The organism is Aureimonas sp. SA4125, from assembly GCF_019973775.1.
Classification (GTDB): Bacteria; Pseudomonadota; Alphaproteobacteria; order Rhizobiales; family Rhizobiaceae; genus Plantimonas.
Window position 1 is genome coordinate 2,760,696 of the sequence record NZ_AP025032.1, and the last position, 23,435, is coordinate 2,784,130.

Annotated in this window: 22 protein-coding genes; 13 read left to right on the plus strand and 9 right to left on the minus strand. The window is 65.7% G+C overall.

All coding sequences use genetic code 11. The features are described 5' to 3' along the window. Positions 1–104 precede the first annotated feature (104 nt). From purQ to Sa4125_RS13070, 8 genes are all read left to right on the plus strand, one after another. Complete coding sequence (purQ, locus tag Sa4125_RS13035) at positions 105–785, plus strand: phosphoribosylformylglycinamidine synthase subunit PurQ (RefSeq protein WP_223998486.1); 681 nt, start codon at positions 105–107, stop codon at positions 783–785. Beyond that, positions 782–1,204: a hypothetical protein gene (locus tag Sa4125_RS13040; protein WP_223998487.1), complete on the plus strand. Its 423-nt coding sequence runs from the start codon at positions 782–784 to the stop codon at positions 1,202–1,204. Before purQ ends, Sa4125_RS13040 begins: the two co-directional genes overlap by 4 nt. Then, complete coding sequence (locus Sa4125_RS13045) at positions 1,197–1,634, plus strand: hypothetical protein (protein ID WP_223998488.1); 438 nt, start codon at positions 1,197–1,199, stop codon at positions 1,632–1,634. The genes Sa4125_RS13040 and Sa4125_RS13045 overlap by 8 nt, the downstream gene beginning before the upstream one ends. A gap of 96 nt (positions 1,635–1,730) precedes the next feature. Then, complete coding sequence (purL, locus tag Sa4125_RS13050) at positions 1,731–3,953, plus strand: phosphoribosylformylglycinamidine synthase subunit PurL (RefSeq protein ID WP_223998489.1); 2,223 nt, start codon at positions 1,731–1,733, stop codon at positions 3,951–3,953. 152 nt (positions 3,954–4,105) lie between these two features. After that, positions 4,106–4,339 (plus strand): BolA family transcriptional regulator, encoded by a 234-nt coding sequence (locus tag Sa4125_RS13055; RefSeq protein WP_223998490.1) that lies wholly within the window; start codon positions 4,106–4,108, stop codon positions 4,337–4,339. A 32-nt stretch (positions 4,340–4,371) separates the two neighbouring features. Continuing rightward, positions 4,372–4,719 (plus strand): hypothetical protein, encoded by a 348-nt coding sequence (locus Sa4125_RS13060; RefSeq protein ID WP_223998491.1) that lies wholly within the window; start codon positions 4,372–4,374, stop codon positions 4,717–4,719. Between the two features lie 91 nt (positions 4,720–4,810). Next, positions 4,811–5,158: a Grx4 family monothiol glutaredoxin gene (gene grxD / locus Sa4125_RS13065; protein ID WP_223998492.1), complete on the plus strand. Its 348-nt coding sequence runs from the start codon at positions 4,811–4,813 to the stop codon at positions 5,156–5,158. Between the two features lie 258 nt (positions 5,159–5,416). Then, positions 5,417–6,691 carry a multidrug effflux MFS transporter gene (locus Sa4125_RS13070; protein WP_223998493.1) on the plus strand — a complete coding sequence of 425 codons (1,275 nt, stop codon included), beginning with the start codon at positions 5,417–5,419 and terminating at the stop codon, positions 6,689–6,691. A 48-nt stretch (positions 6,692–6,739) separates the two neighbouring features. On the opposite strand, the gene Sa4125_RS13075 is transcribed toward Sa4125_RS13070, so the two are convergent. The 4 genes from Sa4125_RS13075 to Sa4125_RS13090 all read right to left on the minus strand — a co-directional run bounded on the left by Sa4125_RS13075 (position 6,740) and on the right by Sa4125_RS13090 (position 9,554). Beyond that, the gene (locus Sa4125_RS13075; RefSeq protein ID WP_223998494.1) at positions 6,740–7,570 is read right to left on the minus strand and encodes an inositol monophosphatase family protein; all 831 of its coding nucleotides are present in this window, start codon (positions 7,568–7,570) and stop codon (positions 6,740–6,742) included. Further along, positions 7,567–8,442, minus strand: coding sequence for a tRNA 2-thiocytidine(32) synthetase TtcA (gene ttcA / locus Sa4125_RS13080; protein WP_223998495.1), 876 nt, complete (start codon positions 8,440–8,442; stop codon positions 7,567–7,569). Before ttcA ends, Sa4125_RS13075 begins: the two co-directional genes overlap by 4 nt. A gap of 120 nt (positions 8,443–8,562) precedes the next feature. After that, on the minus strand, positions 8,563–9,180 hold the full coding sequence (rpsD, locus tag Sa4125_RS13085; protein WP_223998496.1) for a 30S ribosomal protein S4: 618 nt from the start codon (positions 9,178–9,180) through the stop codon (positions 8,563–8,565). A gap of 215 nt (positions 9,181–9,395) precedes the next feature. Further along, positions 9,396–9,554 carry a YqaE/Pmp3 family membrane protein gene (locus Sa4125_RS13090; protein ID WP_223998497.1) on the minus strand — a complete coding sequence of 53 codons (159 nt, stop codon included), beginning with the start codon at positions 9,552–9,554 and terminating at the stop codon, positions 9,396–9,398. Between the two features lie 145 nt (positions 9,555–9,699). Here Sa4125_RS13090 and Sa4125_RS13095 point away from each other — a divergent pair, with 145 nt between their 5' ends. Beyond that, positions 9,700–10,224, plus strand: a complete 525-nt coding sequence (locus tag Sa4125_RS13095; protein WP_223998498.1) for a hypothetical protein — start codon at positions 9,700–9,702, stop codon at positions 10,222–10,224. 55 nt (positions 10,225–10,279) lie between these two features. On the opposite strand, the gene murI is transcribed toward Sa4125_RS13095, so the two are convergent. Both murI and Sa4125_RS13105 read right to left on the minus strand, forming a co-directional pair. Further along, entirely contained in the window at positions 10,280–11,119 is an 840-nt protein-coding gene (gene murI / locus Sa4125_RS13100; protein ID WP_223998499.1) for a glutamate racemase, read from the minus strand. After that, positions 11,116–11,910, minus strand: coding sequence for an RNA methyltransferase (locus Sa4125_RS13105; protein ID WP_223998500.1), 795 nt, complete (start codon positions 11,908–11,910; stop codon positions 11,116–11,118). Before Sa4125_RS13105 ends, murI begins: the two co-directional genes overlap by 4 nt. Positions 11,911–12,441: 531 nt before the next feature. On the opposite strand from Sa4125_RS13105, the gene Sa4125_RS13110 reads away from it, so the two are divergent. After that, positions 12,442–13,656: an NADP-dependent isocitrate dehydrogenase gene (locus tag Sa4125_RS13110; protein WP_223998501.1), complete on the plus strand. Its 1,215-nt coding sequence runs from the start codon at positions 12,442–12,444 to the stop codon at positions 13,654–13,656. A 191-nt stretch (positions 13,657–13,847) separates the two neighbouring features. Continuing rightward, on the plus strand, positions 13,848–14,213 hold the full coding sequence (locus Sa4125_RS13115; RefSeq protein WP_223998502.1) for a PRC-barrel domain-containing protein: 366 nt from the start codon (positions 13,848–13,850) through the stop codon (positions 14,211–14,213). Between the two features lie 277 nt (positions 14,214–14,490). Here the strand turns inward: Sa4125_RS13115 and alaS are convergent, their stop codons facing one another. Together alaS and recA are read right to left on the minus strand one after the other, a co-directional pair. After that, entirely contained in the window at positions 14,491–17,154 is a 2,664-nt protein-coding gene (alaS, locus tag Sa4125_RS13120; protein ID WP_223998503.1) for an alanine--tRNA ligase, read from the minus strand. Between the two features lie 358 nt (positions 17,155–17,512). Continuing rightward, a complete protein-coding gene (gene recA, locus Sa4125_RS13125; RefSeq protein WP_223998504.1) occupies positions 17,513–18,589 on the minus strand; it encodes a recombinase RecA in 1,077 nt (358 codons plus the stop codon). Positions 18,590–18,765: 176 nt separating this feature from the next. Between recA and Sa4125_RS13130 the strand changes: the two genes are divergently transcribed. Together Sa4125_RS13130 and Sa4125_RS13135 are read left to right on the plus strand one after the other, a co-directional pair. Then, a complete protein-coding gene (locus Sa4125_RS13130; protein ID WP_223998505.1) occupies positions 18,766–19,719 on the plus strand; it encodes a carbohydrate kinase family protein in 954 nt (317 codons plus the stop codon). 12 nt (positions 19,720–19,731) lie between these two features. After that, positions 19,732–20,652 carry a pseudouridine-5'-phosphate glycosidase gene (locus Sa4125_RS13135; RefSeq protein WP_223998506.1) on the plus strand — a complete coding sequence of 307 codons (921 nt, stop codon included), beginning with the start codon at positions 19,732–19,734 and terminating at the stop codon, positions 20,650–20,652. 10 nt (positions 20,653–20,662) lie between these two features. Here Sa4125_RS13135 and Sa4125_RS13140 read toward each other — a convergent pair whose 3' ends face one another. Then, positions 20,663–23,194, minus strand: a complete 2,532-nt coding sequence (locus Sa4125_RS13140; protein WP_224007788.1) for a response regulator — start codon at positions 23,192–23,194, stop codon at positions 20,663–20,665. Positions 23,195–23,435 lie beyond the last annotated feature (241 nt).

The window sequence follows — 23,435 nt, forward strand, 5'->3', positions numbered from 1 at the left end:
ATGCGTTTCGACTTTCAGCGGCACCATCTTCACCCGAGATGATGTCGCTGTTTCCATTTCTGGGCTGTGCGCCCCACCTGCCTCTCCAACGGTTGCCGTAGCCCATGAAAACCGCCGTCGTTCTTCTCCCCGGCCTCAACCGCGACCGCGACATGATCGCCGCGCTGACGTCCATCTCCGGCACGCCGCCGCTGACGGTCTGGCAGACCGACACCGAGATCCCCGACGTCGACCTCATCGTCGTGCCCGGCGGCTTTTCCTTCGGCGACTATCTGCGCTGCGGCGCCATCGCCGCGCGTTCGCCGGTGATGCGGGCCGTTGCCGAGAAGGCAGCCCGGGGCGTGTCGGTGCTCGGCGTCTGCAACGGCTTCCAGATCCTGTGCGAGGCCGGTCTCCTGCCCGGCGCGCTGATGCGCAACACGACGCTGCGCTTTGTCTGCCGCGAGGTGAAGCTCGAAGTGGTGAATGCTTCCACACGCTTCACCACCGCCTATGCCCAAGGCCAGATCATCCGCTGCCCGGTCGCCCATCACGACGGCAACTATTTTGCCGACGAAGATACGATCGAGCGTCTGCATGGCGAGAACCGCGTCGTCTTCCGTTATGCCGAGGGCACCAATCCGAACGGCGCCACGCGCGACATCGCCGGCATCGTCAACGAAGCCGGGAACGTGCTCGGCCTGATGCCGCACCCGGAGAACCTCGTCGAGCCCGAGCATGGCGGCACCGATGGCCGCGGTCTGTTCGAAAGTGCCCTCGGCCTTGTCGGACGTGTGGCGGCATGACTGTGGCGAGCGGTATTCGCGCCACGCTGATCTCGGTCGCTGCCGCCGGCATCGTCGCCCTGTCGGCCTGCAGCACCCCGGCACCCACGGTACCTCGCGCCGCAACGACCAAGGCCGAGTCGGGCCTCGACCGCATGGAGCGGGTGACGCTGGCCGCCAACCGCTGCTGGTTCAAGTCGAACGATCCAGCGTTCGCCCGCTATAGCCTGGCGCCGGAACTCTCCTCCTTTTCCGGCAAACCGCGCTTTCTCTTGGTGCCGAAGGGGCGAGCCGAGGCGAAGCCGCTGCTCGTGGTCGAGGCGCAACCCGGCTCGCGGGCGCTGTCCACCTACGGCCCCGTCATGGGCCTGCCGCTCGGCGCCCGCGTCGACAGCGACATCCGGCGCTGGAACGCCGGGGGCAGTACCTGCAGTGCGTAAGCGCCGGGTTGCGGCTGGCGCCATCAGCCGGGCAGGCCTTCTCGCTGCCGCCGGCACGGTCCTTTCCGGCTGCCTCTACGCCAATGCTGGCGTCACGACGTTTTCCGTCGAAACGGTCGCGATGACCGAACCGGCCCCGGCACAACGGAGTTTCGACCTGCGGCCGAGCGGAGCGGAGATCCAGTACGCCCGCGAAACCCTCCGCTCGGTGTTCCGACGCCGCGACGGCGAGCGCAGCCAGTCCTTTCTCGCCGGTTACCCCGACGGTTACGCCTTGTGCATCCGGTCGGCCGGAAAATATGCGCTGATCGTCTTCCAGAGACGGATCTACGAGAGCCAGATCTCACAGGCCGCCGACGATACGGTGATCCTGCACCGCCCGAACGAGACAGAAGCCTGCCGCCCCGTCGACGATTGGACGAAAGCCTGAGAAGGCGGGGCCGTCGATCGATCCCGACCTCCCGCCAGTCTGCCCGTCCAGGCGGCATTGACATCAGACCCTGACGCCCCGGCGCACGGAGACCCCATGACCGAGATCACCATCACGCCCGAGATCGTCGCCGCCCACGGGCTGAAGCCGGACGAGTACCAGCGCATCCTCGACCTGATCGGCCGCGTGCCGCTCATCACCGAGCTCGGCATCTTCTCGGCGATGTGGAACGAGCACTGCTCCTACAAGTCGTCGAAGCGCTGGCTGAAGACGCTGCCGACCAAGGGCGTGCGTGTCCTCCAGGGTCCGGGCGAGAATGCCGGGGTCGTCGATATCGGCGATGGAGACTGCGTCGTCTTCAAGATGGAGAGCCACAACCATCCCTCCTTCATCGAGCCCTACCAGGGCGCGGCGACGGGCGTCGGCGGCATCCTGCGCGACGTCTTCACCATGGGCGCCCGGCCGATCGCGGCGATGAACGCCCTGCGCTTCGGCGCGCCGGATCATCCCAAGACCCGCCATCTCGTCGCCGGCGTCGTTGCCGGCGTCGGCGGCTACGGCAATTCCTTCGGCGTTCCGACCGTCGGCGGCGAGGTCAATTTCCACCCGCGCTACAACGGCAATTGCCTCGTCAACGCCTTTGCGGCGGGCCTCGCCAAGTCCGACGCGATCTTCCTGTCGGAAGCCAAGGGCGTCGGCCTGCCCGTCGTCTATCTCGGCGCCAAGACCGGGCGCGACGGCGTCGGCGGGGCGACCATGGCCTCGGCCGAGTTCGACGAGAACATCGAGGAGAAGCGCCCGACCGTGCAGGTCGGCGACCCCTTCACCGAGAAATGCCTGCTGGAGGCCTGCCTCGAACTCATGCAGACCGGCGCCGTCATCGCCATCCAGGACATGGGCGCCGCCGGCCTCACCTGCTCGGCCGTCGAGATGGGCGCCAAGGGCGGCCTCGGCATCGAGCTCGACCTCGACAAGGTGCCCGTGCGCGAGACCCATATGAGCGCCTACGAGATGATGCTGTCGGAAAGCCAGGAGCGCATGCTGATGGTGCTGGAGCCCTCGCGCCAGACCGTCGCCGAAGCCATCTTCGTCAAATGGGGCCTCGATTTTGCCGTCGTCGGCAAGACCACCGACGACCTGCGCTTCCGCGTGCTGTTCCAGGGTCACGAGGTTGCGAACCTGCCGATCCGCGAACTCGGCGACGAGGCGCCCGAATACGACCGGCCGTGGATCGAGCCCAAGCCCGCCAAGCTCGTCCACGCGGATGACGTCGCCGAGCCCGCCGATCTCGGCGCCAGCTTGCTGACGATCCTCGGCTCGCCCGACATCGCCTCCCGCCGCTGGGTCTTCGAGCAGTATGACACGCTGATCCAGGGCAATTCGCTGCAGCGCCCCGGCGGCGATGCCGGCGTCGTGCGCGTCGACGGCCATCCCACCAAGGCGCTGGCCTTCACCAGCGACGTGACGCCGCGCTACTGCGAGGCGGATCCGTTCCAGGGAGGAATGCAGGCCGTCGCAGAATGCTGGCGCAATCTCACCGCCGTCGGCGCCGAGCCGATCGCGGCGACCGATAACCTCAATTTCGGCAATCCTGAAAAGCCTGAGATCATGGGCCAGTTGGTCAAGGCGATCGAGGGCATCGGCGCCGCCTGCACCGCGCTCGCCTTCCCCATCGTTTCCGGCAACGTCTCGCTCTACAACGAGACGCACGGCCAGGGCATCCTGCCGACGCCCACCATCGGCGGCGTCGGCCTGATCGAAGACCGCGGGAAGACCGCCCGCGTCGGCGACATGGTCGACGGCGACGTGCTCTTTGTCGTCGGGCGCGACGGAAGCCATCTGGGCGCGACGATCTACCTGCGCGAGATCACCGGCAGCGAAGATGGCGCACCGCCGCCGGTCGATCTTGCCGAGGAGAAGCGCAACGGCGACTTTGTCCGCGGCCTCATCCGCTCGGGGCGGGTTGTCGCCTGCCACGATCTCTCCGATGGCGGCCTCGCCGTCGCGCTCGCCGAGATGTGCATCGCTTCGGGCCGGGGCGCAGCCGTCGATGCCGGAGACGGTCTTGGGCATGCGCTGCTGTTCGGCGAGGACCAGGCGCGCTACGTCGTCGCCCTCAAGGCCGCGGCAGCCGACGCCCTTGCCACCGAGGCGACCGCCGCCGGCGTCACGTTGCGGCGGCTCGGCGCCGTCGGTGGTGACCGTCTCGAGATCGAGAGACGTCTGTCTGTGCCGGTGATGGACCTCACCGTGGCGCATGAAAGCTGGTTCCCGGCCTACATGGCGGGCGAAGTCGTCCAGCCGGCCGCCGCCGCCTGATCGTCCAGCGTCGGCTGACAGACCACCGTTACGGGTGCTGGTCGAAAACAGCCGGCACCGCAAACGGGATTTCCGCGATCGATTGCGGTGGCGGGCCCGGAGGCTTATCTTTCCGGCGATAAGCCTTCGATCGACTCGGGAGACTGCCGATCATGCCCATGAACGCCCATGACATCCAAAAGATGATCAAGGACAGCATTCCGGATGCCGAGGTCACGATCCGGGACCTAGCCGGCGATGGCGACCACTATGCCGCCGAAGTCGTCGCCGAGAGCTTTCGTGGCAAGTCGCGGGTGCAGCAGCACCAAATGGTCTACCAGGCACTGCAGGGAAACATGGGCGGCGTGCTCCACGCTCTGGCCCTTCAAACCAGCGCACCGAAGTAGCCAGAGGTCAAAGCGGAGCACGGGAGGCAGCGATGGCGGATACGGAAATTCCTTCCCCGGCCAACAACCATACCCTTGCCTACCCCCGCCGGCTTGAACAGCGGCACGAGCAACTGCTGCAGATTCTGATCCGCCAGCAGGAACTCGTCGGACGGCTTGACCGCAACATGAGCGAGGGATTTGCGTCGCTCGAACGGGAATTGCGCGACGGACTCTTCCGAACAGACCGCGACCTTCGCGAGGTCAAGACTGATCTCGTTCTTGCAGAAAATAACATCCTGAACCGCATCGGCGAACACTCCGAGACATCCATTCGCATCAACGACCATGAAGACCGAATCTGCTCCCTGGAGGCGGAACGGGCTGGCCCAGCGCCCTGACCCCTTTTGGTCGAGACTACGCGCGGAACTGGAAAAGACGGGCGAGAGATCGTATCTCTGGCCCAAGCCATCAAATCGAAGGACACCTGACATGACCGGCATCAACGACTGGATCGACAACGAGGTGAAGACCAACGACATCGTGGTCTTCATGAAAGGCACCCCCGCCTTCCCGCAGTGCGGCTTCTCCGGCCAGGTGGTCCAGATCCTCGACTACCTCGGCGTCGGCTACAAGGGCGTCAATGTCCTGGCGTCGGACGAGCTGCGCCAGGGCATCAAGACCTATGGCGGCTGGCCGACCATTCCGCAGATCTACGTCAAGGGCGAGTTCGTCGGCGGGTCGGACATCCTGCGCGAGATGTTCCAGGCAGGCGAGCTGAAGGACTTCTTCGAGGAAAAGGGCATCTCCACCGCCGCACCCGTCGCTGCCGAGGGCTGATCGACAGATACCTGAACGATCGATGAAAGGGCCCGCTTCCGAAAGGAGGCGGGCCTCAACGTTTCAGAAGGTCGAGCCGATTCCTTTGGCGGTGCCAGCCGCACCGACACGCCGGATAGAGCTTTGGCGCTGAGGCCGTACCAGCCAAGCCCGACCGACGACTTCGCGTGACGCCGCGAGACGGTGGGTTGCGCAGGGTCTGCCTTGCCAATCGGGCAAAGCCGGGTATGTCTGCGCGCATCCAAGAAAGGACCAGACATGTCAGACGCGTCCAGTCGGAGCGCAACGCACGGACTTCCCTATTGGGAACTCGTCACCATGGTGGCATTTCTCATGGCGCTCAACGCCGCCGCCATCGACGTATTCATCCCGGCCCTGCAGGAAATCGGCGCGACCCTCGGGATCGCCGACGAGAACACCCGCCAGCTCGTCATCACGGCCTATGTCATCGGCTTCGGTGCCGCGCAGATCGTCTACGGCACTCTCTCGGACCGTTTTGGCCGCCGCCCGGTGCTGTTTGTCGGCCTCGCAATCTACGTCGTCGCCTCCTTCGCCGCGATCTTCTCGCCGACCTTTGGCGTCGTTCTCGCCTTCCGGGCGCTGCAGGGTGTCGGCGCGGCGGCGACGCGCGTCATCGCCGTGTCGATCGTGCGCGACTGCTTTGGCGGGGCGCGGATGGCGAGCGTCATGTCGCTGGTGATGATGGTTTTCATGACCGTTCCCGTCCTGGCGCCCAATCTCGGCCAGATCATCATGTCCTTCGGCAGCTGGCAGGAAATCTTCATCGTCACCGGCGTCTGCGGCGCGGCGGCCCTGACGTGGAGCGCCTTGCGCCTGCCCGAAACCCTGGATCCGAAAGACCGCCGCCCCCTCACCGTCAAGCGGACCGCGGAGGCTTTTGGCATCGTCCTCACCAATCGCCGCGCCTTCGGCTATACCCTGGCGACGGCGCTGATCTTCGGGGTCCTGTTTTCCTTCATCAACCAGGCCGAGCAGATCTACACCAAGATCTACGACATCGGTCCGGCCTTCACCCTGTATTTCTCGATGGTCGCGGTCTTCATGGCGGCGGCGTCCTTCACCAATTCGAGGTTGGTCGAGCGTCTCGGCATGCGGCGCCTGTCGCATGGGGCCCTCGTCGCCTTCACGGTCCTCAGCGTTCTGCAGCTCGTGATCTCGACGGCGCTCGGCGGGGTCATGCCGTTCTGGCTGTTCCTCGGGATGATGACGCTGACTTTCTGCATGTTCGGCTTCATCGGCACGAACTTCAACGCACTGGCGCTGGATCCGCTGGGACACGTCGCCGGCACGGCGTCGTCGGTCCTCGGCTTCATGCAGACGCTGGGCGGTGGCCTTCTCGGCGCGCTCGTCGGCGCGTTCTACGACGGCACGCTGCTGCCGCTCTACGCCGGCTTCACGGTCCTGTCGCTCGGCTCGCTCGCCTGCGTGTTCTATGCCGAAGGCGGCCGGCTCTTCGATCGCCCGCGCGAGAAGCACGAGCATACGGCCGAGGCCTGCGTGCAGACCCGCTGAGGGCCTGCAGCGCTCATACACGTCGGTAGGGGCGCAGGGGGCCGCGGGTCAGCCGAGCGCGGGATAGACCGCGCCATGCAAGGACCGCCAGCTCGCTTCGTCGCTGGCGCAGAGAAGTCCGCCATCGACATGTGACGGCAGGTAGGGTGAACCGTCGAGGCGGCGGACAAATCCGCCCGCCTCGGTCAGGATCAGCGCGCCGGCGAGATGATCCCAGGGCATCAGGTTCTGGTAGAGATTGAAGTGCAGGTTGCCGGTTGCCGCGAGGCGGTATTCCTGGCCGGCACAGCGGTAGTTGCCGAGCACCTTCACCGCCGACAGCCGCGCCATGAACTCCCGCTTCTGCGCTTCGGGGATCGACGAGTGCGAGCCGACGCCGACCATCTCGCCGAGTGGCACAGGCGGCGCGACATGCAGGTCAGTATTCGTGCCGTCCGCCTGCTTGAGCTGGGCGCCGCCGCCCTTCACCGCCTGGACGAAATCGTCGCCCATGGGGTCGTAGATCAGCCCGGCAATCGTCTCACCCCCTGCGACCACTGCCGCCATCACCGCGAAGACCGGTGCCCCCGCGGCAAAATTCGCCGTGCCGTCGATCGGATCGACGACGATGACGAGGTCGTCCGTTCCGACCTTGGCGATGAGGCGCGGATCGGCCGCGACCGATTCCTCGCCGACAAAGGTCGCCCCCGGAAATGCCGTGGCGCATTCGGCCATGATGAAGCGCTCGGCCGCTTCGTCGGCCTCCGTGACGAGATCAATGGCCGAGCTTTTCTGCCGGATGTCGCCGGCGCCGAGCCTCCGGAACCGCGGCATGATCTCGGCAAGAGCAGCGGCGCGCAAGATGGCGCCGAGGCGGTCGATGTCGAAGGTCTGGGTCATGGGGATTCCGAAGGAGTGACGAGGGACGCGAAGTCGAAGAGTTTCGGGTCGAGGAGATGGCTCGGGCTGACATGCGACAGCGCCCGCAGCATCGTCTCCTTGCGGCCGGGAAAGCGTTGTTCCATCTCGGCCAGCATCGCCTTGGTGGCATTGCGCTGCAGCCCGTCCTGGCTGCCGCAGAGGTCGCAGGGGATGATGGGAAAGCCGAGCGCCTCGGTGAATTTGCCGAGATCTTCCTCCGCCGAGGTAATCAACGGCCGGAGCACCATGACGTCGCCCTCGTCGTTGAGGAATTTCGCCGGCATCGCCGACAGGCGTCCGCCATGGAAGAGATTCATGAAGAAGGTTTCGAGGCAGTCCTCGCGATGGTGGCCAAGGACCAGCGCCGAACAGCCCTCCTCGCGCGCGATGCGGTAGAGGTGCCCGCGGCGCAGGCGCGAACAGAGCGAGCAGTAGGTGGCGCCCGCGGGCAGCTTTTCCGTCACCACCGAATAGGTGTCGCGGTATTCGATGCGGTGGGGGACGCCATGCCGGCTGAGAAAGTCCGGAAGGATGTGCTTGGGGAAGTTCGGCTGACCCTGATCGAGATTGCAGGCGAGGAGTTCGACCGGCAGCATGCCGCGCCATTTGAGGTCCGATAGAAGCGCCAGCAGGGCGTAGGAATCCTTGCCGCCGGACAGGCCGACGAGCCATCGCGCGCCCGGCTGCACCATCTGGTGCGCGGTGATCGTCTCGCGCACCTGCCGCAGCAGCCGCTTGCGCAGTTTCTTGAAGCCGACGCTGTCGGGCGCATTGGCGAGCAGCGGGTGCGCGCCGTCGGCGGCGTCGTCATCCGCCATGATCCCAAGCTTTTCCACGATGTCGTCGAGCATATCCGGCTTCCCCGTTTCGGCGAGGCTTACAGGAGGGGCGATGGAAAGACAAAGTGCGACCGCCAACGAAAAAGGCCGCCCCGAGGGACGGCCTTCCAATGATCACAGGTCGAAGCCCGATTAGCGCGAGTAGAACTCGACGACCAGGTTCGGCTCCATGACGACGGCGTACGGCACGTCGGACAGGGTCGGGACACGCTGGAAGGTCGCGACCATCTTGTTGTGATCGACCTGGATGTAGTCGGGAACGTCGCGCTCGGCGAGCTGCGTCGCTTCGATCAGGATCGTCAGCTGCTTGGACTTCTCGCGAACCTCGATCACGTCGCCAGCCTTGCAGCGGTACGAGCCGATGTTGGTACGCACGCCGTTCACGCTGACATGGCCGTGGTTGACGAACTGACGCGCCGCGAAAATGGTGGCGACGAACTTTGCACGATACACGACGGCGTCGAGGCGGCTCTCGAGGAGGCCGATGAGGTTCTCGGAAGTATCACCCTTGCGGCGGGCGGCTTCCTCGTAGATCTTGCGGAACTGCTTCTCGGCGACGTCGCCGTAGTAGCCCTTCAGCTTCTGCTTGGCCCGCAGCTGCGTGCCGAAATCGGAGACCTTGCCCTTGCGGCGCTGGCCATGCTGGCCCGGTCCGTACTGACGGCGGTTCACCGGGGACTTCGGACGTCCCCAGATGTTTTCGCCCATGCGGCGGTCAATCTTGTACTTGGATTCTGCGCGCTTGGTCATCGCATTTCCTTCAAACGAAAAACCCCGGTCGGACAATTCCGGCCGGGTGAGGAAACGCGCCCTCCTCTGCCCATCGCGGGGATGGACCGACAGAGCGGCCGGCGCGGAGCCGGCGCTCACGGGACACGTTAAAAACCGGTCGCGCCCTCAAAAGGCGCGACCGGTTGGCGTCTGGGTAGTGATATGAACCAATTATGTCAAGCCGATCAGGTCGATCAGTACTTCCCGATCACGTAGAAGGCGTGGATGACGCCCGGCAGCCAGCCGCAAAGCGTCAAGACGATGTTGATCCAGAAGTGCTTGCCGAGACCGACCTGGGTAAAGACCGCCAGCGGCGGAATGAAGATGGCGATGATGATGCGAATGATATCCACGGGGCGTGTGTCCTGCTCACGATTGCGTTGCACACCGAACGTTTCGACGGGGTCGACGTTCCGAACATCATGCAGGCAGCGCTGGTCTCCAGCCCTGTCGTCTTGTCGCCGGTTGCAGGCGACTCCTTGAAAACGGGAATGAACCATGGCTTTCAAGTTGACCTCGGGACTTCTAGGCGTCTCGCTTGCCCTCATCGCCAGCGCAGGTGCCGTTGCACCGGCAAAAGCGGATGCGCGTTTCCTCGATCGCTTCTCCGGCGGCTGGGGCGGCTCCGGGACCGTCCAGCGCGACGTCGATCCCAAGCCGCGCCAGGTCACCTGCTCGCTCGAAGGAGAGCGCGGCAACGCCAACAGCATCACCCTTTCCGGCACCTGCCGGGCCCTCGTCGTCTTCAGCCGCAGCATCGGTGCCGAACTCACCTACGATCCGTCGAGCCAGCGCTATCGCGGCGTCTACACCGGATCGTCGAAAGGCCCGGCGCAGCTCTCCGGCCGGCAGCGCGGCGACCGACTGGTGCTCGACATCACCTATCCCCAGGAGATCTTCGGGGACCGCAAGGCGGTGATGACCATCGCCAGCCGCGGCAAGGAGGGTTTCTCCATGATCGTCACCGACAAGGTGGACGGCAAGGACCAGCAGACGTCGAATTTTTCCTTCCAGAGCCGCTGACGCTTCCTGCCCCGCGACCGGTGCGACGGTGGCGGCAGGACAGGCGCGATCAGGGTCAGCCCGAAAGACCAAACCCATGAATCAACCGCGCCGTTGCGCGGTCGACCGGGCCCGCGGTGAAGATCGCGCGGTCAAAACCGTCCGGCAGCCGGGCTGCGGCCTGCGGCAGAAGCGTCAGCGCCTGGCGGGCGATCGCCTCGGCGGGATCGAGCCAGTCGACCGGCCAAGGCGCGAGCTTGCGGAAGACATTGGCGAGAAACGGATAGTGGGTGCAGGCCAGAACGACGATGTCGGTCTTTCGGCCCCCTTCCTCGACGAAACAGGCCTCGATCTCCGCCGTCACCGCGGCTGGATCGACCCTGCCGCCGCGCAGATGGGTCTCGGCCATCGCTGCCAGATGCCGTGAGCCAACGAGCGTGACCGTGCATTTCTGCGCGAAATCGGAAATCAGGCCGCGCGTGTAGTCGCGTTTTACCGTGCCCGGCGTCGCCAGCACGCTGACGAGGCCCGAGCGCGTCCGCTCGGCCGCTGGCTTGATCGCGGGGACCGTGCCGACGAACGGGATGGCGAAGCGCTGACGCAGTTCTCCCATGACGAGCGTCGAGGCGGTATTGCAGGCGATCACCGCCATCGACGGGTCGATATCCTCGATCAGCCGCGCAAAAAGGTCCGAGATGTGGCAGATCAGCGCCGCTTCCTCCCAGTCTCCATAGGGAAAGCCGGCGTCGTCCGCGACGTAGACGAAGGACCGGTCCGGCATGATCGTGCGAAGCTCGCGCAGCACGGTGAGGCCACCGATTCCGCTGTCGAAGACGAGGATCGGTCGCAGCGCCGAACCGGCCGTCTCCTGCCGGGCGGCTTCACCCGCCACCACCGCCGGGATCTCCCCAATCATCCGCGCGGGCCTCGACCCATCCGGCGTTCGATATGGCGCAGCATGCCGCGCAGGGTGCGCACCTCCTGCTCGCTGAAAGCCGCGCGGGTAAGGATGGTCCGCACCTTCTGCGACATCGCCCCCCGCTTTTCCGGCGGGTGAAAGTAGTCTGCCTTGTCGAGCGTCGCCTCGAGATGGCCGAGGAAGCGAAAAAGGTCCTCCTTCTCCGCCGGCGGAACCTCGGGAGCCACGAAACGCGGCCCTTCGGCCTCGGCCTGGCCCGAGCGCATCCATTCGTAGCTCATCAGGAGCACGGCCTGGGCGATGTTCAGCGAGGCGAAGGCCGGATCGACCGGGAAAGTGACGATCTCGTCCGCCATCCCGACCTCCTCGTTGTTCAGCCCGAAACGCTCTCGCCCGAAGAGAAGGCCTGCCCGCTGCCCCGCCGAGATCCGCGCGCGCAGCTCCGCGCCCGCTGTATCCGGACCGCGCACCGGCTTCAGGCTGTCGCGCGGCCGTGCCGTCGTGGCCAAGAGGAAGGTGAGGTCGGCGACCGCTTCCTCGACCGTGCCAAAGACACGCGCCGCCTCGACGACATGCACGGCGCCGGAGGCCGCCGCGCTCGCGCGCTCGTTCGGCCAGCCATCCCGCGGCGCGACGAGGCGGAGATCACCGAGGCCGAAATTCGCCATCGCCCTGGCGACCATGCCGATGTTCTCGCCGAGCTGCGGCTCGACAAGGACGATCGCCGGCGAGGCCGGCTTGGTCAGACCGTCGGCGATGAGCCGCTCCCTGCGATTTGTTCCTGCCACGCCGTTCTCCCTGTTCACCCGCCGCTGATACAGCGGCTGCGCCCTTCGGCCAAGAGCGGCATCGCGTGGGCGGATCAACGGCTTGCCAGCGCCGGCGGAATCGGGATCGCCGGGAGGTGAACCCTTTTCCGACGTCGGCAATCAAACCGGTCTGACCGGAAATCCCACGCAGACGGACTGGCCTTGGACTGTGAAAACAGTGTCTTGCTCGACATGTCGGAATCACTTTCCGAAGCTCCTGATTCATTATGCGAGCCTTGGGATGGCCATCGTCGTCGACACGCTCCGGATGTCTCTCCGAGGTCACGCGCTGTCGGGGGAACGAAGCCACCGACGGGCCCCGTGCTATCAGCCCGCTCCGCTCGCACAGGGCGCTCCCCTGCTCCTGCGGCCACGGCAAATCTTCGCGGCGCCTTGCTTTGCGTCTGCGGGCAGCGGTGATATAGCGCACCCAGAATGCCAGGGCTTGCCGCCCCGCTCACCCATGGCGTCCCATACGGACGCCACAGACAACCCCGAGGAAGATAATCGATGGCGAAGATCAAGGTCGCAAACCCGGTCGTGGAACTCGACGGCGACGAGATGACCCGGATCATCTGGCAGTTCATCAAGGACAAGCTGATCCACCCCTATCTCGACATCAACCTCGAATATTACGATCTCAGCGTCGAGCATCGCGACGAAACCGGCGATCAGGTCACGATCGACGCCGCCCACGCCATCCAGAAGCACGGCGTCGGCGTGAAATGCGCCACCATCACCCCCGACGAGGACCGGGTGAAGGAATTCTCGCTGAAGAAGATGTGGAAGTCGCCGAACGGCACGATCCGCAACATCCTCGGCGGCGTCATCTTCCGCGAGCCGATCATCGCCAAGAACGTGCCGCGCCTCGTCCCCGGCTGGACCAAGCCGATCATCGTCGGCCGCCATGCCTTCGGCGACCAGTACAAGGCGACCGACTTCCGTTTCCCCGGCAAGGGCAAGCTGTCGATCAAGTTCGTCGGCGAGGACGGCGAGACGATCGAGCACGAGGTCTACGACGCGCCCGCCGCGGGCGTTGCCATGGCGATGTACAACCAGGACGACTCGATTCGCGATTTCGCCCGGGCCTCGCTGAACTACGGTCTCCTGCGCGGCTATCCCGTCTACCTCTCGACCAAGAACACGATCCTCAAGGTCTATGACGGCCGCTTCAAGGACATCTTCGAGGAGGTCTACCAGGCCGAATTCGCGGCGAGGTTCAAGGAGGCCAAGATCACCTACGAGCATCGCCTGATCGACGACATGGTGGCGTCGGCGATGAAGTGGTCGGGCGGCTACGTCTGGGCCTGCAAGAACTACGATGGCGACGTCCAGTCCGATACCGTGGCGCAGGGTTTCGGCTCGCTCGGCCTGATGACCTCGGTGCTGATGACGCCCGACGGCAAGACGGTCGAGGCGGAGGCCGCGCACGGCACCGTCACCCGCCACTATCGCCAGCACCAGCGCGGCGAGGAAACCTCGACCAACTCGATCGCCTCGGTTTTCGCCTGGACGCGGGGCCTTGCCCACCGCGCCAAGCTCGACGACAACGCCGAACTCGCGCGCTTCGCCGACACGCTGGAGAAGGTCTGCATCGACACCGTCGAGGCCGGCCACATGACGAAGGATCTCGCCCTCCTCATCGGTCCCGACCAGCCCTGGCTCTCCACCACCGGCTTCCTCGACAAGATTGACGAGAATCTCAAAAAGGCGATGGCCGTCTGACCAAAGACGCCTCGGCGCCGCTGCGCCTGGCTCACCGCTTGCAGGGCGCCCGGTCTCAGGATCGGGCGCCCTTTTTCGTTGCGGAAACAGCGATCGCCGTCACGCCGATGTCAAAAACGGGTGCCCCTCGGATGAAACCTACCGGTCGCTGGGACATTGGTCAGTCATCTGACAACGGAGCAGTTTCCCACATGACCTTTGCCACACCAGCCGCCATCGTCCTCGCCGGGCTTCTGTCCACCACCGCCGCCTTCGCCCAGAACGCTCTGGTCGAGATCGACGACGCGGTCATGCTTCCATCGATGAACGTCAGCGTCGATGCGCTCGACGACATGGACGTCTACGACACCGCCGGCAAGAAGATCGGCGAGATCGAGGAGGTCGTCGGGACGAACGCTGAGACCCCGACGGCGGTCAGCGTCGAATTCGAGAACGATCTCGTAACGGGGGACGACGACCGGCTGGTCCCGCTGGAAAGCCTCAGCATGGACGGCAAACGCGTCGTTCTCGCGCTGGACACCGCCGCGATCAACCAGCTGCCGGCCTACGACGACTGACGGCGAACGTCCACGAAGCGGCAGCCCGCCGTCGCGCTCAGCGACAGGCACAAAAAAGCCCGGCAGCGATGTCGGGCTTTTCGTTGGATGGGGCCCTGAGGCGACGGGATGGACGATGGATGCCGGCCCTGCGGGGGCAGCAGCCATCTGTCAGGTCCGAAGCCTGGACCGCTGGAGAACGAGGACCGCCGCAGGCTGCATCGCGCTGCCGGCGCGCGGGCTCCGGCAGGTTCAGGGCACGGGGTCCGAGGAAGCTCGCCTCCTCCGGATCCGCCTCTCAGCCAGCCAGCGCCGCCTCGACCGCGGCGACTGCGGCATCGGCTTTATCGGCCTCGGGGCCACCGGCCTGCGCCATGTCGGGCCGCCCACCGCCGCCCTTGCCGCCGATCGCCTCGCTCGCTGCCCGCACCAGCGATACCGCGTCGTAGCGGCCGACCAGATCCGGCGTGACGCCGACGACGACGCTCGCCTTGCCCTCGTCCACCCCGACGAAGACGACGACACCTGACCCAAGGCCCGTCTTGGCCTCGTCGACGAGGCCCTTCAGATCCTTGGCGCCGACGCCCTGCAGCACACGGCCGAGGAAGCCGACACCCGCCACCGTCCTGGCCGCACTGCCGGTGGCAGAACCACCGTCGCCGGCAAGGGCCAGACGCTTGCGCATGTCCGCAACCTCGCGTTCCAGGCGCTTGCGCTCGTCGACCAGGGCCTCCAGCCGCTCCACCACTTCCGCAGGCGAAGCCTTCAGCGCCGCGGCAATGCGTCGGACGCGCTCGTCCTGTTCGATGAAATAGGCATGGGCGGCGTCCCCGGTCAGCGCCTCGATGCGGCGGACACCGGCGCCGACGGCGCTTTCCGAGATTACGTGGACAAGGCCGATATCGCCGGTCGCGCCGACATGCGTGCCGCCGCAAAGCTCGGCCGAATAGGTCCGTCCGGCCTTGTCGCCTTCCTCGGCGACACCCATCGAGACGACGCGAACCTCGTCGCCGTACTTTTCGCCGAACAGCGCCATGGCGCCTTCGGCGATGGCGTCGTCGACGGTCATCAGCCGCGTCGTCACCGGCGTGTTCTGCAGGATGATGCGGTTGGCGAGGCGCTCGACCTCGGCAAGCTCGGCGGCCTCGATGGGCTTTGGATGCGAGAAGTCGAAACGCAGCCGCTCCGGCGCGACGAGCGAACCCTTCTGCGCCACATGCGTGCCGAGGATCTCGCGCAGGCCCTCGTGCAGAAGATGGGTCGCCGAGTGGTTGGCCCGGATCTTCGTGCGCCGGCCGTGATCGACGACGAGTTCGAGCGCCGCGCCCTGCCTCAGTGTACCCTCCATCACCTTGCCGCGGTGGACGAACAGGCTGCCGCCGAGAAGCTTTTGCGTTGTCGCGATCTCGACCCGGACGCCCTCGCCGCGCATGACGCCGGCATCACCCTGCTGGCCACCGGATTCGCCATAGAACGGCGTCTGGTTGACGACGATGGAGACTTCGTCGCCGGCGGCGGCTGTCGCCACTTCCTTGCCGTCGACGACGAGCGCGGTGACGACGCCTTCGGCGGTCTCCGTGTCGTAGCCGAGGAACTCGGTCGCCCCGACGCGGTCGCGGATCGAAAACCAGACGGTTTCCGACGCCGTCTCGCCCGAACCGGTCCAGCTCTTGCGCGCCTCCGCCTTCTGGCGCTCCATCGCGACCTTGAAGGCGTCGACATCGACCTCGATGCCGCGCGGACGCAGCGCGTCCTGCGTCAGGTCGAGCGGGAAGCCATACGTGTCGTAGAGCTTGAAGGCCGTCTCGCCGGAGAGTTTTGCGCCGGTCACCATGCCGTCCGTCGCGTCGGTGAGAAGTGACAGGCCACGGTCGAGCGTGACGAGAAAGCGCTTCTCCTCGAGCTTGAAGGTCTCCGCGATCAGCGCCTCGGCGCGCATGAGTTCTGGATAGGCGCGGCCCATCTCGGCGACGAGCACCGGCAGCAGCCGGTAGAGGATCGGTTCGCGGGCCCCCAGCATCTTCGCATGCCGCATCGCGCGGCGCATGATCCGGCGCAGGACATAGCCGCGCCCCTCGTTCGAGGGCAGGACGCCATCGGCGATGAGGAAGGCCGAGGACCGCAGGTGATCCGCGATGACGCGGTGGCTGGCGCGATTGTCGCCTTCCGCCGGAACGCCAGTCAGTTCGACCGAGGCGCCGATCAGGGCCTTGAAAAGGTCGATGTCGTAGTTGTCGTGGACGCCCTGCAACACGGCGGCAAGACGTTCCAGCCCCATTCCGGTGTCGATCGAGGGCCGCGGCAGGCTCACCCGCTCCTCGGCCGAGATCTGCTCGAACTGCATGAAGACGAGGTTCCAGATCTCGATGAAGCGGTCGCCGTCCTCTTCGGCGCTGCCGGGCGGACCGCCCCAGATCTCCGGACCATGGTCATAGAAGATTTCCGAGCACGGCCCGCAGGGGCCGGTCTCGCCCATCGACCAGAAGTTGTCGGATGTTGCGATGCGGATGATGCGGTCGTCCGACAGGCCCGCGATGCGCTTCCACAGCGACGCCGCCTCCTCGTCGTCATGGTAGACGGTGACGAGCAGCTTGTCCTTGGCGAGCGCGAATTCCTTCGTCAGCAGCGTCCAGGCGAACTCGATGGCGTTCTCCTTGAAATAGTCGCCGAAGGAGAAATTGCCGAGCATCTCGAAGAAGGTGTGGTGGCGCGCGGTGTAGCCGACATTGTCGAGATCATTGTGCTTGCCGCCGGCGCGCACGCATTTCTGCGATGTCGCGGCACGGTTGTAGGGCCGGCTCTCGACGCCGGTGAAAACGTTCTTGAACTGCACCATGCCCGCATTGGTGAACATCAGCGTCGGATCGTTGCGCGGCACCAGCGGCGACGAGGCGACCTTGGCGTGGCCGTTGCTCTCAAAATAGTCGAGAAAGGTCGACCGGATCTCGTTCACGCCGCTCATGCTGGACCTTCAAATGCCTGGCGCACCGCCTCCTGTCGCGGGACGAGCCCGAAACTCTCGGCGATGCGATGAACAAAGTGGAGCAACCGGCCTTCGCGGCTGCGGGAGACCCGCGCCGCAAAGCGTCGCTCCGGGATAAGACGCCGACCGCAAGGCCGTGCCCGCGCTTTGTAGCGTCGGCTCCAATCGCTGTCCATCGGCGTCGCACCGCGGCCGGAAACGACAAAGGGCGGGACGCTTGCGCCCCACCCTTCCGGTTCCTCAGCCCGCTGGGCCGTCCTGAGTCAGCCTCGCCGGGGTCCCAGCTCCCCGGCCGAGGGCGCCAAACCTCCACACCCGGAAGGCGACGCACCTCCCCTCATGCGTCGGCGTCGTCGTCGCTCGCCTTGCCGTCGTCGAGCAGCTGCTCCGCAATCAGGCCGGCATTCTGGCGGATCGCCGTCTCGATGTCGGCCGCCATGTCCGGATTGTCCTTGAGGAACTGCTTGGCGTTCTCGCGACCCTGGCCGAGGCGCTGGCTGTTGCAGGAGAACCAGGCGCCGGACTTCTCGACGATGCCGGCCTTGACGCCGAGATCAATGAGTTCGCCGAGCTTCGAGACGCCCTCGCCGTACATAATGTCGAACTCGACCTGCTTGAAGGGCGGGGCCAGCTTGTTCTTGACGACCTTCACCCGCGTCTGGTTGCCGGTGATTTCCTCGCGGTCCTTGATGGCGCCGATGCGGCGGATGTCGAGACGGACCGAGGCGTAGAACTTCAGCGCGTTGCCGCCGGTCGTCGTTTCGGGCGATCCGTACATCACGCCGATCTTCATGCGGATCTGGTTGATGAAGATCACCATGCACTTCGACCGCGAGATCGAGCCGGTGAGCTTGCGCAGCGCCTGGCTCATCAGCCGCGCCTGCATGCCGGGCAGGGAATCGCCCATCTCGCCCTCGATTTCGGCCCGCGGCGTCAGCGCCGCGACCGAATCGACGACCAGCACGTCGATTGCGCCGGAGCGCACCAGCGTATCGACGATCTCCAATGCCTGCTCGCCCGTATCGGGCTGCGAGATCAGGAGATTTTCGAGATCGACGCCGAGCTTTCGGGCATAGACCGGATCGAGCGCATGCTCGGCATCGACGAAGGCGCAGATACCGCCCTTCTTCTGGGCTTCGGCAATGGTGTGCAGTGCCAGAGTCGTCTTGCCGGAGCTTTCCGGCCCATAGACCTCGACGATACGGCCCTTGGGCAGGCCGCCAATGCCGAGCGCCATGTCGAGGCCGAGCGAGCCCGTGGAGATCGTCTCGATCTCGACCAGCTTCTCATTGGCGCCGAGCCGCATGATCGAGCCCTTGCCGAAGGCACGTTCGATCTGCGAGAGCGCTGCGTCGAGTGCTTTATTCTTGTCCAACGATGGATCCTCGACAAGCCGTAGGTTTTTCTGTGCCATGGGAGAGCCACCTTATTTCACGCGGGAGACAGTGACGCAATCGCGCCTTAACTATCCCTCTCGTACATGTTTTGTTCTCGATTGGCAAGCGTGATCTCGCTTTGTTCTCGGTTTTCCCGGATGAGTCGCCTTCCCGGAATTCGTGCCGTTTCCTAAGATTTGATGAAAGTTTCGAGATGGACGTCGGCCGACACCACATCTTCCTCGCCGGAGCTGCCCATGTCGACCGGCGAGGACGGTCCAGCGCGCGCATCCGGCTCGGCGCGTCCAATCCGGGGACAGTCGTCGAATCGCTCGGCGGCGCAATCTTCAACGCCGGGCTCGCGCTTCGGATGTTCGGGGCCGACGTGACGATGATGTCGGCGCGCGGCGGCGATCTCGAAGCGGGTCTTGTCGAGGCGTCTGTCGCCAGCGCGGGCATCGTCGACCACAGCATGGTCTGGCTGGACCGCCGCACGGCGACCTATACGGCCATCCTCGACGAGCGCGGCGACCTCGTTGCCGGCATTGCCGACATGCAGCTTTACGATCTCCTGTCGGGCAGGGCCTATTCGCGCCGACACGTCCGCGCCGCCATGAGTGCCAGCGAAGGACTGATTCTCGACGCCAACCTGCCGGCGGGCGCGATCGATGCCCTCATCCAGTCCTTTGCCGGACGACCGGTCGCGGCCATCGGCGTCTCGCCCTCGAAGGCGGTCCGTCTCGGGGAACGCCTTGGGGCGCTGACGCTTCTCTTCCTGTCGCGGGCGGAGGCGGCAAGTCTCGTCGAAGCCTCGGCCGCGACCGGCGTCGCCCTGCTTGCCGAACTCCTTGCCGAAAGCGGCGCGAGCCGGGTCGTCATCACCGACGGCCCCTCCGACGTCGCCATCCTCGACCACGGGACGATCACCCTTCAGGCGCCGCCCGCGGTCGCGCGCCTCCGGGACGTCACGGGGGCCGGCGACACGCTCGCCGCCACCGCAACCCTCGCCTTCATCGACGGCTGGCCGCTCATCGAAGCCGTTCGGCTGGGAATGGCGGCGGCGAGCCGGCGCATCGCCGACGGGAGCGCCGATCCGCAGGATTGCCTATCCGCCATATACGCCATCGCCGCAGCCATGACGCCGCCGCGCACCGCCGACAACGCATGAAGGACGTCAACCGTGCAGAATCACGCCCTCTTTCACACTTCCCAGTCCGTCGGCGCGGCGCTTTCCGCCGGACGACCGGTCGTCGCGCTGGAATCCACGATCATCACCCACGGCATGCCCTTCCCCGAAAACCTCGAGACGGCGCGGGACGTCGAGGCGATCGTGCGGGCTGAAGGGGCGGAGCCCGCGACCATCGCGGTTCTGGACGGCCAGCTCCACATTGGTCTCGAGGCGGGCGAGCTCGATCAGCTGGCGCGCCGCGACGATGCCATGAAGCTGTCGCGCGCCGACCTCGCCTTTGCGCTGGCAACCGGCCGCACCGGGTCTACCACCGTCGCGGCGACCATGATCGCGGCAGCTCTGGCCGGCATCGGGGTCTTCGCCACCGGCGGGATCGGCGGTGTCCACCAGGGTGCGGCGGACAGTTTCGACATATCGGCCGATCTCGAAGAGCTGTCCCGCACTGCCGTGATCGTCGTTTCGGCCGGCGCCAAGGCGATTCTCGACCTGCCAAAAACCCTGGAAGTGCTGGAAACGAAGGGCGTACCGGTCGTCGGCTATGGCTGCGACGTCTTCCCCGCCTTCTGGTCGCGGTCATCCGGCCTGCGCGCGCCGCTCCGGCTCGACACGCCGGAGGCCATCGCCTCCTTCCAGACGATGCGTGCCCGACTCGGCATCGGGGGCGGAATACTGATCGGCAATCCTGTCCCCGAAGCCGACGAGATCCAGACCGAGGTGATCGAAGCCTATGTCGCGACCGCGCTCGGCGAAGCCCGGGCGACCGGAATATCGGGCAAGGCGGTAACGCCCTTTCTCCTCGGCCGAATGTTCGAGCTCAGCCAGGGTCAGTCGCTGAAGACGAACATCGCGCTGGTCCAGTCGAACGCCCGCCTTGCCGCCCGCATCGCCACGGCGATGGCAGCCGCCAGTTGAGGCGGTCGCCCTACTGGTCGAGCATCTCCTTCACGGCGATGGCGAGATCTCTGAGAGAGAAGGGCTTGGCGAGGAAGCCGAACTTCTCGCCCTCCGGCAGGTTCTTGGCGAAGGCATCCTCGGCATAGCCGGAAACGAAGATGAACTTGAGGTCCGGCCGCGCCTTCCGCATTTCTCGAAGGAGGGTCGGGCCGTCCATTTCCGGCATGACGACGTCGGAGACGACCAGGTCGATCCGGCCTTCCAGCTGTTCCATCACATCCAGCGCCTCGACCCCCGACGCCGCCTCGTGCACCTCGTAGCCGCGCATCTTCAGCGCCCGAACATTGCCGGCCCGCACATGATCCTCGTCCTCGACGAGGAGGATCGAGGCGGTGCCGGAGAGGTCGGCCTTGGCGGACACGATGACCGGTCCCGCCTCGACCTTCGCGAGCGCCGCTTCGGAGGGGAAATGCCGGGGAAGGAAGATGCGGAAGGTCGTCCCCTTGCCGACGACCGAGTCGACGAAGATGAAGCCGCCGGACTGCTTGACGATGCCGTAGACCATGGAGAGGCCGAGGCCCGTTCCCTTGCCGATCTCCTTGGTGGTGAAAAACGGCTCGAAGATCCGCTCGGCAACACTGTCCGGCATGCCGCCGCCGATATCGGTAACTTCGACGAGAGCGAAGTCACCTTCGGACATCTCGGCATAGCCGAACCGCTTGATCTCTTCCTCGGCGACATTGCGCGTCGAGATGGTGATGGTCCCCCCATCGACCATGGCATCGCGGGCGTTCTGGACGAGATTGGTGATCACCTGCTCGAATTGGCCGATGTCGGCCATGACGGGCCAGAGATCGCGGGCATGGTGACGTTCGAGCTTCACCAGATCACCGGATATCCGCTTCAGCAGCAGATGCATGTCGGCGATGACATCGGTGAGGTTCAGCATCTTCGGCCGCATGGTTTGCCGCCGCGAATAGGCCAGGAGCTGACGTACAAGCGAGGCCGCCCGGTTTGCGCTCTGCTTGATCAACAGGAGATCCTGGAAGGACGGATCGCCGGCCCGGTGATTGAGAAGAAGAAAATCCACCGAGGCCGTGATGATCGTCAGAACGTTGTTGAAATCGTGCGCGATGCCGCCGGCGAGATTGCCGATCGCCTGCATCTTCTGGCTCTTGGCGAACTGGTCCTCCAGCGCCCGCTGGTCGGTAATGTCGACGCCGTAGAGAATGACGGCCTCGCCCGAGCCATCGTGGACGTCAGACACGGCGCTGACATAGAGCCGGACGGACCGCGGGTTGTCGCCGGTAAGCTCGGCGTCCACCGACGGAATGCCTGCCTGATGGCGCGCGGCCAGCGTCAGCGCCTGACGCAGGGCTTCCCAGCTCTCCGAACGCAAGCCGTCGGCGATCCGTCCCGATCCACTCGACACGGTCTGGCCGAACATCTTGGCGAAGGCCGGATTGGCCCGCACGACCTCACCGGCCTCGCTGAGGGCCGCGATCGCCATCGGCGATGAATTGAAGAAGCGGGTGAAACGGACCTCGGCGGCTTCCAGCGCGCTCGCGCCGTCGCCCTCGAGGCTGCGGTTGAGGACGATGGTGCGCGTCAGCCCGAGCGCGCCGTCGGGACCGCGGCCGCCGCAACGCAGGAGACGGGCGGGCAGTCGCCTGCCGCTGGCCCCGAGAAGGTCGAGGTCGATGGCGCTGACGGCGTTGGGATCTTCCTCTTCGGCACCGACATCGAGCAGCGCCAGAGCCTCGGGCGCGACGAATTCCGCAATCGAGCGGGAATTGGGGCGGAAGGAGACGAGGTCGATGCCGAGCCAGTCGGCAAGCGTCGCATTGATATAGGCGATTCGGCCGGCGCGATCGGATGCGAAAAAGCCGGCCGGCGCATGGTCGAGATAGTCGATGGCATGCTGCAGGTCCTGGAAGAAGGTCTCCTGCTCGTCGCGCTCGGCGGTGATGTCGGCGATCTGCCAGGCCTGCGCCGCCCCTCCCGTCCCCTTCATCGGCCGAACCGAGGTGCGGTACCAGCGCGGCCCGGTTTCGTCGCCGGAGAGACTGCGCGCCAGCCTGAACTCCTCCTGGCCGCCGATATTTTCCCGGGCAAGATTGCCGAGCCGATAGATCGCCTCCGAGGCGTCACGCTCGCGCGACAGCAGTCGCTCCAGCGTCTTCACCTCCGGTGCGGCGGCAGCACCCGTGGTCTGGCCATAGGCGTGGTTGGCGTAGATGATCCGTCCCTTGCCGTCGACAACGAGGGTGCCGACGTCCAGCGTGTCGAGGAAATCCTTGGCGATGCTGCCATCCCCGCTCTTGCCGGCGAAAGCGACCAGTCCGAGGGCGACGGCGAAAATCGTCGCGATACCGATCATGGCCAGCACGGCGAAGATCGCCAGCAATGCGTACGCGCCGTAGCTGTGACCTACCAGCGTCAGGCCCGCTGCGAAGAACAGGAGTGCACCGCCAAGAAGAAGCAGCCGACGGACGACACCTGCACTGGTGCTGCGATCGACGAGCGGCTTTTCCCTCACACCTGCCAAGGCCCCATTCATCGCCCTATCCGCCTCGATGGCATGTCGACACCTTCCGTCAGTCTGGCGATTCGAGCGGAAAGCCCTGGCCGGATGCCGGTGCCATTCCTCCCCAACGCTCTCTCGGGTTACTCTCTCTATCCGAGCCGGAGGTCCGCCGGAAGATGCTGCTAACGCCCCGCTGGCGGATGATGGGCCGTCACAGCATGCGAAGCACGGATAGAGGGGATCCACGACGCGGCGTCAGCGGAAGACCTGCTTC

What these genes read in the sequence shown, in the direction of transcription:
- Sa4125_RS13110 (WP_223998501.1), top strand. Translation starts at nt 12,442, where the DNA reads ATGGCGAAGATCAAGGTCGCAAACCCGGTCGTGGAACTCGACGGCGAC.
- Sa4125_RS13055 (WP_223998490.1), top strand. Translation starts at nt 4,106, where the DNA reads ATGCCCATGAACGCCCATGACATCCAAAAGATGATCAAGGACAGCATT.
- Sa4125_RS13095 (WP_223998498.1), top strand. Translation starts at nt 9,700, where the DNA reads ATGGCTTTCAAGTTGACCTCGGGACTTCTAGGCGTCTCGCTTGCCCTC.
- Sa4125_RS13140 (WP_224007788.1), bottom strand. Translation starts at nt 23,194, where the DNA reads ATGAATGGGGCCTTGGCAGGTGTGAGGGAAAAGCCGCTCGTCGATCGC.
- Sa4125_RS13115 (WP_223998502.1), top strand. Translation starts at nt 13,848, where the DNA reads ATGACCTTTGCCACACCAGCCGCCATCGTCCTCGCCGGGCTTCTGTCC.
- recA (WP_223998504.1), bottom strand. Translation starts at nt 18,589, where the DNA reads ATGGCACAGAAAAACCTACGGCTTGTCGAGGATCCATCGTTGGACAAG.
- Sa4125_RS13130 (WP_223998505.1), top strand. Translation starts at nt 18,766, where the DNA reads ATGGACGTCGGCCGACACCACATCTTCCTCGCCGGAGCTGCCCATGTC.
- alaS (WP_223998503.1), bottom strand. Translation starts at nt 17,154, where the DNA reads ATGAGCGGCGTGAACGAGATCCGGTCGACCTTTCTCGACTATTTTGAG.
- Sa4125_RS13040 (WP_223998487.1), top strand. Translation starts at nt 782, where the DNA reads ATGACTGTGGCGAGCGGTATTCGCGCCACGCTGATCTCGGTCGCTGCC.
- Sa4125_RS13075 (WP_223998494.1), bottom strand. Translation starts at nt 7,570, where the DNA reads ATGACCCAGACCTTCGACATCGACCGCCTCGGCGCCATCTTGCGCGCC.
- grxD (WP_223998492.1), top strand. Translation starts at nt 4,811, where the DNA reads ATGACCGGCATCAACGACTGGATCGACAACGAGGTGAAGACCAACGAC.
- purQ (WP_223998486.1), top strand. Translation starts at nt 105, where the DNA reads ATGAAAACCGCCGTCGTTCTTCTCCCCGGCCTCAACCGCGACCGCGAC.
- ttcA (WP_223998495.1), bottom strand. Translation starts at nt 8,442, where the DNA reads ATGCTCGACGACATCGTGGAAAAGCTTGGGATCATGGCGGATGACGAC.
- Sa4125_RS13060 (WP_223998491.1), top strand. Translation starts at nt 4,372, where the DNA reads ATGGCGGATACGGAAATTCCTTCCCCGGCCAACAACCATACCCTTGCC.
- murI (WP_223998499.1), bottom strand. Translation starts at nt 11,119, where the DNA reads ATGATTGGGGAGATCCCGGCGGTGGTGGCGGGTGAAGCCGCCCGGCAG.
- Sa4125_RS13070 (WP_223998493.1), top strand. Translation starts at nt 5,417, where the DNA reads ATGTCAGACGCGTCCAGTCGGAGCGCAACGCACGGACTTCCCTATTGG.
- purL (WP_223998489.1), top strand. Translation starts at nt 1,731, where the DNA reads ATGACCGAGATCACCATCACGCCCGAGATCGTCGCCGCCCACGGGCTG.
- rpsD (WP_223998496.1), bottom strand. Translation starts at nt 9,180, where the DNA reads ATGACCAAGCGCGCAGAATCCAAGTACAAGATTGACCGCCGCATGGGC.